Origin of the sequence: Azospira sp. APE16 (assembly GCF_047901315.1) — a bacterium.
GTDB lineage: Bacteria > Pseudomonadota > Gammaproteobacteria > Burkholderiales > Rhodocyclaceae > Azospira > Azospira oryzae.
In genome coordinates, this window is record NZ_CP179682.1 from 1605356 (window position 1) to 1618631 (window position 13276).

General features: G+C 67.8%; 10 protein-coding genes. 5 read left to right on the top strand and 5 right to left on the bottom strand.

All coding sequences use genetic code 11. The features are described 5' to 3' along the window. Positions 1-21 precede the first annotated feature (21 nt). From ACLSSQ_RS07785 to ACLSSQ_RS07805, 5 genes are all read left to right on the top strand, one after another. A complete protein-coding gene (locus ACLSSQ_RS07785) occupies positions 22-969 on the top strand; it encodes an ABC transporter substrate-binding protein (protein ID WP_416244232.1) in 948 nt (315 codons plus the stop codon). Then, entirely contained in the window at positions 966-3134 is a 2169-nt protein-coding gene (locus ACLSSQ_RS07790; protein WP_014237910.1) for an EAL domain-containing protein, read from the top strand. The genes ACLSSQ_RS07785 and ACLSSQ_RS07790 overlap by 4 nt, the downstream gene beginning before the upstream one ends. Positions 3135-3237: 103 nt before the next feature. Continuing rightward, the gene (locus ACLSSQ_RS07795; RefSeq protein WP_416244233.1) at positions 3238-4743 is read left to right on the top strand and encodes a diguanylate cyclase; all 1506 of its coding nucleotides are present in this window, start codon (positions 3238-3240) and stop codon (positions 4741-4743) included. Between the two features lie 67 nt (positions 4744-4810). After that, positions 4811-8788 (top strand): phosphoribosylformylglycinamidine synthase, encoded by a 3978-nt coding sequence (gene purL / locus ACLSSQ_RS07800; RefSeq protein WP_416244234.1) that lies wholly within the window; start codon positions 4811-4813, stop codon positions 8786-8788. Positions 8789-8874: 86 nt separating this feature from the next. Then, entirely contained in the window at positions 8875-9282 is a 408-nt protein-coding gene (locus tag ACLSSQ_RS07805) for a bacteriohemerythrin (protein ID WP_130458653.1), read from the top strand. Between the two features lie 21 nt (positions 9283-9303). Here ACLSSQ_RS07805 and ACLSSQ_RS07810 read toward each other — a convergent pair whose 3' ends face one another. From ACLSSQ_RS07810 to ACLSSQ_RS07830, 5 genes are read right to left on the bottom strand one after another with little or no spacing between them, the layout of a single operon-like run. Beyond that, positions 9304-11232: a GGDEF domain-containing protein gene (locus ACLSSQ_RS07810; protein WP_205231231.1), complete on the bottom strand. Its 1929-nt coding sequence runs from the start codon at positions 11230-11232 to the stop codon at positions 9304-9306. A 53-nt stretch (positions 11233-11285) separates the two neighbouring features. Further along, positions 11286-12086: a peptidylprolyl isomerase gene (locus ACLSSQ_RS07815; RefSeq protein WP_152089051.1), complete on the bottom strand. Its 801-nt coding sequence runs from the start codon at positions 12084-12086 to the stop codon at positions 11286-11288. Positions 12087-12128: 42 nt separating this feature from the next. Continuing rightward, positions 12129-12401: a BolA family protein gene (locus ACLSSQ_RS07820; protein WP_014237904.1), complete on the bottom strand. Its 273-nt coding sequence runs from the start codon at positions 12399-12401 to the stop codon at positions 12129-12131. Further along, a complete protein-coding gene (locus ACLSSQ_RS07825; protein ID WP_014237903.1) occupies positions 12398-12700 on the bottom strand; it encodes a YciI family protein in 303 nt (100 codons plus the stop codon). The genes ACLSSQ_RS07820 and ACLSSQ_RS07825 overlap by 4 nt, the downstream gene beginning before the upstream one ends. Continuing rightward, positions 12700-13239, bottom strand: a complete 540-nt coding sequence (locus ACLSSQ_RS07830) for a septation protein A (RefSeq protein WP_205231229.1) — start codon at positions 13237-13239, stop codon at positions 12700-12702. Before ACLSSQ_RS07830 ends, ACLSSQ_RS07825 begins: the two co-directional genes overlap by 1 nt. Positions 13240-13276: the final 37 nt, after the last annotated feature.

Here is a 13276-nt window from a genome sequence, read left to right on the forward strand (position 1 = left end):
CCGGCCCTGCCTCGCCTGCGAATGCTTTGTCATATCGCATTGGCATTGCTGTGGCTGGGACTGACGGCAGGTGCTGCACCGGCCACGGCGGCGGATACGGTGGCCGTGGTCCTGAGCGAGCGGGGCGGTGTCTACGCCGAATTCCTTGACGCCCTGAATGCCGGCATGGCCCAATCCCCGGGCCGGCGGGTGGTGCGGCTGACCGGGGTGGCGGCAGCCGGGGAAAAGATCGACGAGGCGGAACTGGGCGATGCCTCCCTGGTCCTGGCCGTAGGGGCCGGCGCCGCCCGGGCCCTGGCGCGGATGGAAGGGACGCCGCCGGTGTTGAGCGTCCTGGTGCCCCGCCTGACCTTCGAGCGGATCGCTGCCGAATCCGGGCGCCGCGCCCGGCCCGGCAGCTTTTCCGCCCTCTACCTGGACCAGCCCCTGTCGCGTCAGCTCAACCTGCTGCGCTTCGCCCTGCCCGGACGCAAGCGGGTGGCGGCGCTGCTGGGGCCCGAATCCGCCGCTCTGGCGCCGCGCCTGCGCAGTGCCGTGTCCCGGGCCGGCTTTGAGCTGCAGATGGAGCAGGTGGCCGAGGAGGGGGACATCGTGCCCGCCCTCAACCGCCTGCTGCCGGCCACCGACGTGCTGCTGGCCCTGCCCGACGGCCTGGTGTTCAACCGCAACACGGCCCGGCCGGTGCTGCTCACCACCTATCGCCACCAGCGCCCGGTGGTGGGCTTTTCCCAGGCCTACGTGACTGCCGGAGCCCTGGCGGCGGTGTTCTCCACCCCGGCCCAGATGGGGCGTCAGACGGCCGAGTTCCTGCGCGGCCTGCCGGCGGGACGGGTGACCCTGGGGGCGCCCCTGTACCCGAGCTACTTCAGCGTCGCCGTCAATCGCAACGTGGCCCGTTCCCTGGGACTGGACCTGCCGGACGAGGGTGTGCTGCGGGAAGCCCTGGAAAAGGCGGGGGAGGGCGAATGATGCAGCACCTCTATCTGCGCCTGGTCGGCAGCATCCGCCAGCGGGCCCTGTGGCTGGCCCTGTTGCCGGCCGTGCTGGTGGCCACGGCCCTGGCCTCTTATTTCTCCATCACCGGCATGGGCGAACTGGACGAGGAACTGCGCCGGCGTGGCCACACCATCGTCCAGTACCTGGCGCCGGCCAGCGAGTACGGCCTCATCTCGGGCAACCGGCCCAGTCTGCAGGCCCTGGTCCAGGCCGCCATGCAGCAGCCCGACGTGCGCGCCGCCGTGGTGACGGACTTCCAGGGCCGGGTTCTGGCCATCAGCGGCCGCACCCAGCTGCCGGTGCGCCTGGCGGAGCAGGCCGGCGACCTGGTGGGGCTGCTGGCCAGCAGTCACGACACCCTGGGCTTCGTCGCCCCGGTGCGCCGCAGCCAGCTGGATATCGACGATTTCCTCAGCCTCGAGCCGATGCCGCCCCAGCCCCCCGGCAGCGACCGCCTGGGCTGGGTCTATGTGGAACTGTCCAGCGAAGACCTGCAGGCGCGCAAGTCGGCCCTGCTGCTGCATACCCTGCTGATCCTGACGGCCGGCCTGGGGGCCGGCGCCTACGTGGCCCTGCGCATGGCCCGTTCCCTGTCCCGTCCCGTGGGGCGCCTGTTGAAGGCCGTCGGACGCATGGCCGCCGGCGAGCTGGAGGCCCGGGTGGAGCAGGCTTCCGCCGGCGAACTGGGGGCCCTGGAACGGGGCTTCAACCACATGGCCAGCCGTCTCCAGGACATGCACGAATCCATGCAGGAGCGCATTGCCACCGCCACTGCCCAGCTGGCCCACCAGGCCAGCCACGATCCCCTCACCGGCCTGGCCAACCGGCGCGAATTCGAACTGCATCTGCAGGCCACCCTGGACGGGCGCGGTGGCGAAGAACTGCACCACGTGCTGTGCTACATCGACCTGGACCGTTTCAAGGTCGTCAACGACACCTGCGGCCACGCCGCCGGCGACGAACTGCTGCGCCAGATCACCCAGCTGCTGCGGCAGCGGGTGCGGGGGCAGGACCTGCTGGCCCGCCTGGGCGGCGACGAGTTCGGCCTGCTGCTGGAACGCTGCAGCCTGGAAGACGGCCTGCGGGTGGTGGAATCCCTGCGTCAGCTGGTGGAAGACTTCCGCTTCGTCTGGAACAACCGGGCCTTCGGCATTGGCGCCAGCATCGGCCTGGTGGAACTGGATTCCCGCATCCAGACCCTGGAGGAGGCCCTGGCCGCCGCCGACCAGGCCTGCTTCGCAGCCAAGGACCTGGGCCGCAACCGCATCCACGTCTACCAGGCCGACGATCGGGAGGTGGTGCGGCACCAGGGGGAAATGGACTGGGCCTCCCGCCTGACCCAGGCGGTGGAGGAAAACCGCCTGCTGCTCTACGCCCAGCCGGTGGTGCCCCTGGTTTCCGGCATTTCCTCCTGCCTGCGCTTCGAGGTCTTTCTGCGCCTGCTCAACGAGCGGGGCGAGGTGGTGCTGCCGGAGGTGTTCCTGCCGGCGGCGGAGCGCTTCAACCTGATGCCCAGGCTGGACCGCTGGGCCATCGATGCGGCCTGCTCCGGCCTGCGCCGGCTGCTGGATCAGGAAAGCCACCCCAGCCTGCAGTGCGGCATCAACCTATCGGTGCAGACCGTGGGCCGGCCCGAGACCCTGGAATATATCGGCGAGCGCCTGCAGCACTACGACATTGCCCCGGCCTGCCTCTGCTTCGAAGTGGCCGAGGCTGCCGCCAGCCGCCAGTTCGCCGAGGTGCAGACCTTCGCCCAGGGCCTGCGCCAGCTGGGCTGCGGCTTTGCCTTCGACGCTTTCGGCAGCGGCCTCTCCTCCTTCGCCTACCTGCGGGCCCTGCCGCCGGACTATGTGAAGATCGACGGCGACCTGATCCACCGCATGACCGACGACCGGGTCAGCCAGACCCTGGTGCGGGCCATCCACGACATCAGCCGCCAGCTGGGCGTGGCCGCCGTGGCCGAGATGGTGGACGATGCCGCGGTTTTCGCCATGGTGCGGGAGATCGGCATCGAGCTGGGGCAGGGCACCTGGTTCGATCCGCCCCAGCTGTTCGAGGACTGGCTGGCGGTGTGCGAGGCCCGTCACGTCAATGGCGAGGCCGGCGTCTATTCGATCCTGCCGTCGCCGGCGGCCTGAGGCCGGCGAACTTTTCGCGTTTTTTGCGTTCTCTCCAGCAGAAGAGCCCGGGGTCGTGGATACAATGCGGTATCCAGGGCGCAGACGGGCAGGGGCGGGGAGCATGGGGAAGGATACGGAGCGTATCTCGATCAGGCTGGTGGTGGGACTCACCGCCGTCTTCCTGCTTTGCCTGTGGGCCTTCGTCGCCTACTGGAGCCTGCGCAGCCGCGATCTGGAAATCGACAGCACCCGGGTCACCCTGGTGCGCCTGTCCACCGCCGCGGAAGAGCAGGTGCGGCGCATGTTCAAGCTGGTGGAAGTCTTTCTCGACACCTCCGACCTGTGGCTGGCCAACCATCCCCAGGCCGATCCCCTCACCGATCCCCAGTTCTCCGCCCTGGTGCAAGGCTTCTACCGGGCTTCCGGCAATGCCATCCAGCTGCGCCTGGTGAAGCGCGACGGCGCCCTCTACCGCATTCCCGCCGAAGGCCCCAAGCCCAACGCCCGGGTCGGCGACCGGGACTATTTCCTTGCCCAGGGCGACGCCGGACGGCGCGGCTTCTACATCGGCACCCCGGTGCAGAGCCGGGAGAACGGCCACTGGCTGATCCCCATCTCCGTGCCCCTGCAGCGGAGCAGCCACGACGTGACGGTGCTGCTCGCCTCCATCCGGGTGGACTATTTCGCCGGCGTCTTCGAGCAGGAGCGCATCCGCCCCAACGGCGCCATCACCCTGCTGCGCCGGGACGGCACCCTGCTGGCCCGGGCTCCCCACCTGCCCCAGTTGCTGGGCAAGTCGGCGGCCCAGACCGACGTCTTTGCCGACTTCCTGCCCCGGGCGCCCCGGGGGGTGGAGTTTTCTTCCTCCAGCGCCACCGACGGCGTCAGCAAGCTCACCTCCTATGCCGCCATGGACGATTTTCCCCTGGTGGTGGTGGCCGCCGCCACCGACGACATCCTGGCCCGCTGGGAGCTGGACGCCACGGTCATCACCCTGGTGGGGCTGATCCTCACCGTCTTCGCCCTGGCCGCTTCCGGCCGCCTCATCTGGCTGTTGCGGGACCAGGAACGGGCCCGCTGCGAACTGTTCCGCATGGCCAGCACCGACGACCTGACGGGCTGCCTCAACCGGCGTCATTTCATGGCCTCCCTGACCCGGGAGTTTTCCCGCAGTCAGCGCCACGACGACGACTTCAGCCTGATGGTGCTGGACCTGGATTTCTTCAAGCGCATCAACGACGGCTATGGCCATGCCGTCGGCGACAAGGCCCTCGGCGCCTTTGTCGCCGCCGCCCAGTCCTGCCTGCGCCAGTCCGACCAGTTCGCCCGCCTGGGGGGTGAGGAATTCGGCATCCTGCTGCCGGTGACCACGGTGGAACAGGCTCAGCCCGTGGCCGAGCGCCTGCGCCAGAAGGTGGCCGAGATCCGCATCCCGACGCCCCAGGGCGTGGTGCAGTTCACCGTCAGCATCGGCATTGCCGCTTACAGCAGCGATCTGGCCTCGGCGGAAGAACTGCTGCTGCAGGCCGACCGGGCGCTCTACGCCGCCAAGGGGGCCGGGCGCAACCGGGTGGTGGCGGCGCCGCCTGCCGGGCTCCCCGCAGACACCGTCGTTACCCCGGGCTAGGGGGGCGCCAAGCGGGTATAATCCCGCCTTTCGCCTTACCCCTTCAGCCACTCCCTCTCGAAATCCCATGGCCGACATCATCTTCCTGCGTGGCGCTCCCGCCTTTTCCGCTTTCCGTCTGCAACGTCTCCAGGCTCGATTGAGCGCCGCCGTGCCCGCCGTGGCCGGGGTGGAAGCGGACTACTGGCACTTCGTGCAGCTCGACCAGCCCCTGGCCGACGATGCCCGCGGCCAGTTGGCCAGACTGCTCGAAGAGCGTCACGGCGAGGAACGCGGCGACGACCTGGAACTGTTCCTGGTGACGCCCCGCATCGGCACCATTTCCCCCTGGTCCTCCAAGGCCACCGACATTGCCATCAATGCGGGCCTTGCCGCCGTCGAACGCATCGAGCGGGGCATCGCCTACTGGGTGCGCACCCCGGGCGGCCGCAGCCTTTCCGCCGAGGAGCGGGCTGCCGTGGCGGCCCAGCTGCACGACCGCATGACCGAATCCGTCATGGCCGACTTCGACGAGACCGCCGGCCTGTTCCGCCATTTCGAAGCCCAGCGCCTGTCCCGCGTGGACCTGCTGGCCGGCGGCCGGCCCGCCCTGGTGGCGGCCAACACCGACCTGGGCCTGGCCCTGTCGGAGGACGAAATCGACTACCTGCTGGACATCTACCAGAAGGCGGGGCGCAACCCCACCGACGTGGAACTGATGATGTTCGCCCAGGCCAACTCCGAACACTGCCGCCACAAGATCTTCAACGCTGCCTGGGTGGTGGATGGGGAAGCCCGCGACGAGACCCTGTTCGGCATGATCAAGGCCACCCACAAGGCCAATCCCCAGGGCACGGTGATGGCCTATGCGGACAACGCCTCCATCATCGAGGGTGCCACGGTGCCCCGTTTCTACCCCCAGGCCGACGGCTCCTACGCCTACAGGGAAGAGCTGACCCACATCCTGACCAAGGTGGAAACCCACAACCACCCCACCGCCATTTCTCCCTTCCCCGGCGCCTCCACCGGCTCTGGCGGCGAGATCCGCGACGAGGGCGCCACCGGCCGCGGCTCTAAGCCCAAGGCCGGCCTCTGCGGTTTCTCCGTCTCCAACCTGTTCGTGCCCGGTGCCGAACGGCCCTGGGAAACCAGCATCGGCAAGCCCTCCCGCATCGCCTCGGCCCTCTCCATCATGCTGGAAGGCCCCATCGGCGCCGCTGCCTTCAACAACGAATTCGGCCGCCCCAACCTGACCGGCTACTTCCGCACCTATGAAGAAAACGTGGGTCCGGAAGTGCGCGGCTACCACAAGCCCATCATGATCGCCGGCGGCCTGGGCAACATCGAGGACGGCCAGTCCTTCAAGGCCGAAGTGTTCCCCGCCGGCACCCTGCTGGTGCAGCTGGGCGGCCCCGGCATGCTCATTGGCCTGGGCGGCGGCGCCGCTTCCTCCATGGCCACCGGCGCCAACAACGAGGACCTGGACTTCGCCTCCGTGCAGCGGGGCAACCCGGAAATCCAGCGCCGCGCCCAGGAAGTGATCGACCGCTGCTGGCAGATGGGCGTGCCGAAGAACGACATCGCCGCTCCCGGCGACGGCAACCCCATCCTCTCCATCCACGACGTGGGTGCCGGCGGCCTGTCCAACGCCTTCCCCGAGCTGGCCCACTCCGGCCAGTGCGGCGCCACCTTCGACCTGCGCGCCGTGCCCATCGAGGAACCGGGCATGAGCCCGGCGGAAATCTGGAGCAACGAATCCCAGGAACGCTACGTCCTGGCCCTGCCGCCTTCCCGCCTGGAAGAATTCAAGGCCCTGTGCGAGCGGGAGCGCTGCCCCTTCGCCGTGGTCGGCGTCACCACCGCCGATGGCCGCCTCAAGGTGACCGACGCCAAGCTGGGCGAGGACCCGGTAGACATGGACATGGAAGCCCTGCTCGGCAAGCCGCCGCGCATGACCCGGGAGGCCGTACACCAGGCGCCCGCCGCCGTGCCCTTTGCCGCCGACAGCATCAATCTCAAGGATGCGGGCTACCGGGTGCTGCAGCTGCCCTCCGTGGCCGACAAGACCTTCCTCATCACCATCGGCGACCGTTCCGTCGGCGGCATGACCGCCCGGGACCAGATGGTCGGCCCCTGGCAGGTGCCCGTGGCCGACGTGGCCGTGACCCTGATGGGCTACCAGGGCTACCAGGGTGAAGCCTTCGCCATGGGCGAGCGCACCCCCCTGGCCGTGCTCGACGCCCCCGCTTCCGGCCGCATGGCCGTGGGCGAGGCGGTGACCAACCTGGCCGCCGCCCCCATCAACAAGCTCTCCGACGTCAAGCTCTCCGCCAACTGGATGGCCGCCGCCGGCTACCCGGGCGAGGACGCCCGTCTCTTCGACACGGTCAAGGCCACCTCCGAGGTGTGCCAGGCCTTGGGGCTTTCCATCCCCGTGGGCAAGGATTCCCTCTCCATGCGCACCGCCTGGGAAGAGGGCGGTGAAAAGAAGCAGGTGGTCTCCCCCCTGTCCCTCATCGTCACCGGCTTTGCCCACAGCCCGGATGTGCGCCGCACCCTGACCCCGGTGCTGCAACTGGACCAGGGCGAAACCGAACTGCTGCTGCTGGACCTCTCCGCCGGCAAGAACCGCCTGGGCGGCTCCGCCCTGGCCCAGGTCTACAACGCCACCGGCGAACAGGTGCCCGATCTGGATGAGCCCAAGCTGCTGGCAGCCTTCTTCGCCGTGGTGCAGCAGCTCAACCAGGACGGCCTGCTGCTGGCCTACCATGACCGTTCCGACGGTGGCCTCTTCGCCGCTGCCTGCGAGATGGCCTTCGCCTCCCGTTGCGGTATCACCATCAACGCCGACATCCTGGCCTACGACCCCCTGCAGAACGATGTGGATGGCGCCGAGAAGCGCCCCGACCTGCTCGAGGGCCGCTCCATGGAACTGCTGGTCAAGGCCCTGTTCAACGAGGAACTGGGCGCCCTGGTGCAGATTCGCCGGGCCGACCGGGAGAAGATCACCGCCATCCTGCGCGAGGCCGGCCTGGGCCAGTGCTACGCCCTGGTGGGCTACCCCAACGACCGGGACCAGGTGCGCGTCTTCCGCAACGCCAAGCCCCTCTTCTCCGAGAGCCGGGTGGACCTGCAACGGGCCTGGTCCGAGACCTCCTACAAGCTGCAGTCCCTGCGCGACAACCCGGACTGCGCCCAGCAGGAATTCGACCGCATCCTGGACACCCAGGACCCGGGCCTCTCCGCCAGCCTCACCTTCGACATCGCCGAAGACGTGGCCGCCCCCTTCATCAACAGCGGCGCCAAGCCGAAGATGGCCATTCTGCGAGAGCAGGGCGTGAACAGCCATTACGAGATGGCCGCCGCCTTCGACCGGGCCGGCTTCCATTCCGTTGATGTGCACATGAGTGACATCCTGGCCGGCCGGGTCTCCCTGCAAGACTTCAAGGGTGCCGTGGCCTGCGGCGGCTTCTCCTACGGCGACGTGCTCGGCGCCGGCCAGGGCTGGGCCAAGACCATCCTGTTCAACGGCAAGGCCCGGGACGAGTTCTCCGCCTTCTTCCAGCGCCCCGACACCTTCGCCCTGGGCGTCTGCAACGGCTGCCAGATGATGAGCGCCTTGAAGGAGCTGGTGCCCGGTGCCGAGCACTGGCCCGCCCTGCAGCGCAACATCGTGGAGCAGTTCGAAGCCCGCTTCGTCATGGCCGAAGTGACCGAGTCGCCTTCCCTGTTCTTCGCCGGCATGGCCGGTTCCCGCATGCCCATCGTCGTCTCCCACGGCGAGGGCCGGGCCCAGTTCGCCAACGCCCAGGACCAGGCCAAGGCCCTGGTGGCCCTGCGCTATGTGGACAACAAGGGTGCGCCCACCGAGGTCTATCCCTACAACCCCAACGGCTCGCCTGCCGGCGTCACCGGCTTCACCACCGCCGACGGTCGCTTCACCATCATGATGCCGCATCCGGAACGGGTCTTCCGCTCCGTGCAAATGTCATGGCATCCTAGCGCCTGGGGCGAAGACAGCCCCTGGATGCGCATGTTCCGCAACGCCCGCCGCTGGGTGGGTTAGGAACACCCAGGGCCGGGGGCGGCAGCCGGACAGAAGATCCGGCGCCGCGCCACAGGAACGGCCCTCAACTTTCAGGGAGGTATGCGATGGCATTCATGCCATGGACCAAGGAGCTGGAACTGGGGCTGGCCGAGATCGACCGGCAGCACCACTGGCTCGTGGATCAGACCAACGCGCTGCACGACGAGCTGTCCGCCCCGGCCCCCAGCCGGGACAAGGTGGGGCAGATTCTGGAGGGGCTGGTGGATTACACCCACAACCACTTCATCGTCGAGGAGGTGTTGTTCCAGCAGTTCGGTTACCCGGAAACCCCGGCCCACAAGGCCGAACACGATGGTTTCACGGGCAAGGCCATGGATCTGCTGATGCGTTTCGAGGATGGGGAAGAGGTGACCATGGAAGCCCTGGATTTCCTCAAGGAATGGCTGGTGCACCACATCTGCCAGGTAGACCGGGCCTACGTGCCTTTCCTCAAGTCCAAGGGCGCCCTCTAGCCGCCCCCAACGATACGGTAATCAGATGGCGGCTGCGGCCGCCAGGCCAGGCCGGCGGCGCTCGATGAAAAGGGTGCTCCCGGCCTGTCTTTTTGCCTGCTTCTTGGCCATGCTGGCCGCCGCCGCCACCTCGTGGTGGGAGCTGAAGAGGCCCGGCTCCACCCGCAGGGCGCCGATGGAAAGGGAGGGCAGGGGATTGAAGACGGTGCGGCCCTTGCGGTCCTCGCCGACGAAGCCGCCCCGGGCTAGGTCTTCCGGCGCCACCAGGGCCGGCATGCGCTGGTCGAACAGGCGCAGGGCGCGGGCGCAGCGCTCCTCCCAGTCCGGGCTCTGGAACAGGATGATGAAGTCGTCGCCGCCGATGTGGCCGATGAAGTCCAGGCGCGGGTCCGCCACTTCCGCCATGAGCAGCCCCAGCATCTGGATCACGTCGTCGCCCTTGCGGTAGCCGTAGGCGTCGTTGAAGGGCTTGAAGTTGTCGATGTCGTAGTAGCAGGCGGCAAAGGCCGTCTGGCTCTCCAGCAGGCGCTCGGCATGCTCGTTGATGGGCACGTTGCCCGGCAGCTGGGTCAGGGGATTGGCGTAGCGGGCGGCGGAAATCTGCATTTCCGTGATCATGGCCATCAGGTCCTGGCCGCTGCCGACCCCGACGTAGGAACCCTGGTCGGTGATGACGAAGCCGTCGTAGAGATAGTGCTTGGCGGCCCGGGCGATCATCAGCCCCACCTCCTGTACCGACAGGTTCTGGTCCACCACCAGGGGCGCCGGGTCCATGAACAGGGTGCACGGCTTCTTGCCGTACAGCTCCCGGCGGAAGGGGCGGGCGAAGCGGTCGATCAGGTTGTGACGGTTGATCAGGCCCAGGGGCTGGCCCTGGTGCACCACCGGCAGCACGTGCAGTTCCGGGTTGTCCTCGAAGCGCTGGTAAACCATGTCGTTGCAGGCGTCCGGGGCGATGGGCTCGATGAAGTGGCTGAGGGCCCGGGCGGTGCTGCCGCCGGCGCCGCCGGCATTGGGGAAGATGGCGATCTGGCGGTTCTTCAGGGCGGCCAGGGTGTCGCTTTCCGGCAGGGTTCGCGGCGTTGGCGCCGGGCGGGCGATGAAGAAGCCCTGGCCGCAGGCGATGCCCAGGTCGCGCACGGTGGTGAAGTCGGCCTCGGTCTCGATGCCCTCGGCGATGATGTAGGCGCCGCAGGTTTCGGCGATCTCGTGCATGGAACTGACCAGCTTGAACTTGAGGGCGTCGTCGGCGATGCCCTGGATGAAGTGCCGGTCGATCTTCACGTATTCGGGGCGCAGCTCCGACCACAGGCGCAGGTTGGAGAAACCCTCCCCCAGGTCGTCGATGGCGATGCGGTAGCCCTGGCCCCGGTAGTGCATGAGGGCGTCGTGGAGGTCGGCGAAGTCCTCGATCTGCTGGTTTTCCGTCAGTTCGATGATGATGCGGCTGGGGGACAGGCCCAGTTCCCGCAGCAGGCCCTGGGTTTCGCCGTTGCGGAATTCCGGGTCCTTGAGGCAGCCGGGGCTGACATTGACGAAGAGGTTGCCGGGCAGGTTCAGCTGGGCGAAGGCGCGGAAGATGGCGATGCGGCAGGCCCGCTCCAGCTCCATGGTCAGGTCCAGGCGGCGGGCCAGTTCGAAGAGGGCGGCCGGGGTGTGCAGGGGGGAGTCGATGGGGCCCCGGATGAGGCCCTCGAAGCCCATGTAGGACTGGCCCCGGTAATCCAGGATCGGCTGGAAGACGGGAGTGAGCCGGCCTTCCCGGATCAGTTCGAGCAGGATGTCGGCTTCTTCGGCGCCGGGCAGGGAGTGGGCGCGGAAATTGAGGGCAAGGCGTTCGAGCAGGGAGGCGGCGGTCATCGTCTTCTCCACCAGGGAGGCAGGATCGCCACTGTAGGCGGGGGAGGTTACATGGCGATGACGTAGGACGAAAAAAAGGGGGAGGGCCATGGGCCGCTCCCCCTTGATCGGCGGGCCTCTCCGGGGAGAGGCCGCCAGCAGGCTTATTCCACCTTGGCCTTGGCGCGCAGGTCCTTGACCATGTTTTCCACGATCTGCTGCTGGGCGCGCTGTTGCAGCTGGCCCTTGACCTGGTCGAAGGGAGGCGGGTTCAGGGGGCGGGTGTCTTCCAGCTGGATGATGTGCCAGCCGAAGTCGGACTTCACCGGGGCGTCGGTCAGCTTGCCCTTTTCCAGGCGCACCAGGGCGTCGGCGAAAGGCTTGACGTAGTTGCTGGGGTTGGCCCAGCCCAGGTCGCCGCCGTTGTCCTTGGAGCCGGGGTCCTTGGATTGCTTGGCCAATTCCTCGAACTTCTCGCCCTTCTTCAGCTTGTCCAGGATCACCTTGGCTTCGGTTTCGTTGTCCACCAGGATGTGGCGGGCCTTGTATTCCTTGCCGCCGAGCTTGGACTTGATCTCTTCGTAGTCCTTCTTCAGCTGGGCATCGGTGACCGGGTGCTTGGCCAGGTAGTCCTGGATGAAGGCGCGGATCAGCACGGCCTGGGAGGCCAGACCCATCTGGGCGGCGACGTCGGCCTTCTTGTCCAGGCCCTTCTTCTTGGCTTCCTGGCTGAGGATTTCGCGGCGGACCAGTTCCTCGCGCACGGCGGCGCGCAGTTCCGGACCTTCGGGGGCGCCCTGGGCCTTCTGTTCGGCGATGAAGGCGTCAGCCAGGCTCTGGGGCACGGCGGTGCCGTTCACCACCACGGCGGCGGGAGCCTTTTGGGCCATGGCATTGGCCGAGAGAAGGGCGCCGCAAACCAGGGCGGCGGCCAGCTTGGAAGCGGACTTGGAAATAGTCTGCATGAACTTGTCCTTGTGCTGTGTGATGGGTGGGGTAAAACGCGATTATACGGAGTCTTGGTCCGGCGTCAGGGCATTTATGGCGAGGGCATGGATGGGCCCCCGCATCATGTCGCCCAGGGCGTCGTAGACCAGGCGGTGGCGGGCCACCGTGTTCTTGCCGGCAAAGGCGGCGCTGACCAGGGTCAGGCGGTAATGACCGCCGCCGCCGGCAGCGCCGGCATGGCCCCGGTGGGCCGCCGACTCGTCGTCGATGTGCAGACGCAGGGGGGCCAGCACGGCCAGCCGCCGCTGCATTTCGGCCAGGGTGTCGCTCACGCCGGCAGCACCTTCTTGAAGGGCTTGACCGTGACCTGGGCGTAGACGCCGGCGGCCACATAGGGGTCCGCATCGGCCCAGGCGCGGGCGGCTTCCAGGGAGGCGAACTCGGCGACGATGAGGCTGCCGGAGAAGCCGGCCGGGCCGGGATCGGGGGAGTCGATGGCAGGGCAGGGGCCGGCCAGGATCAGGCGGGCTTCCTGCTGCAGCTGGGTGAGCCGCTCCAGGTGGGCGGGACGGGCGGCCAGACGGGCCTCCAGGCTGCCGGGGCGGTCTTCGCCGATGATGATGTAGAGCATCAGTTTTTCTCCTCGTCGCTCACGTACTTGGACAGCATGGCCCCCTGGATGAGGACGAACACCAGCATCAGGCCCATGCCGCCGAACAGTTTGAAATTGACCCAGGTTTCCGTGGGGTAGTGGAAGGCCACATAGAGGTTGAGGGCCCCCATGAGGCTGAAAAAGGCGATCCAGGACAGATTCATGCGCTGCCAGGCGACATCGGGCAGTTCCATCTTTTCCTGCATCAGGCTGCGGATCAGGTTGCGGCGGAAGAACAGGGTGGCGCCGCCCAGGATCAGGGCGAACATCCAGTACAGCACCGTCGGCTTCCACTTGATGAAGGTCTCGTCGTGCAGCACCAGGGTGGCGCCGCCGAAAATGACGATGATGGCCAGGCTGACCCAGAGCATGGTGTCCACCGGCTGGCGGCGCAGCTTGAGCCAGCCGATCTGGCCGAAGGTGGCGGCGATGGCCACGGCGGTGGCGACGTAGATGCCGGCGAACTTGAAGGCGATGAAAAAGAGGAGGACGGGGAACAGGTCGAAGAGAAACTTCATGGGTATCCGGAAAGGGGCATGCAGCCGTGCTGGGGTC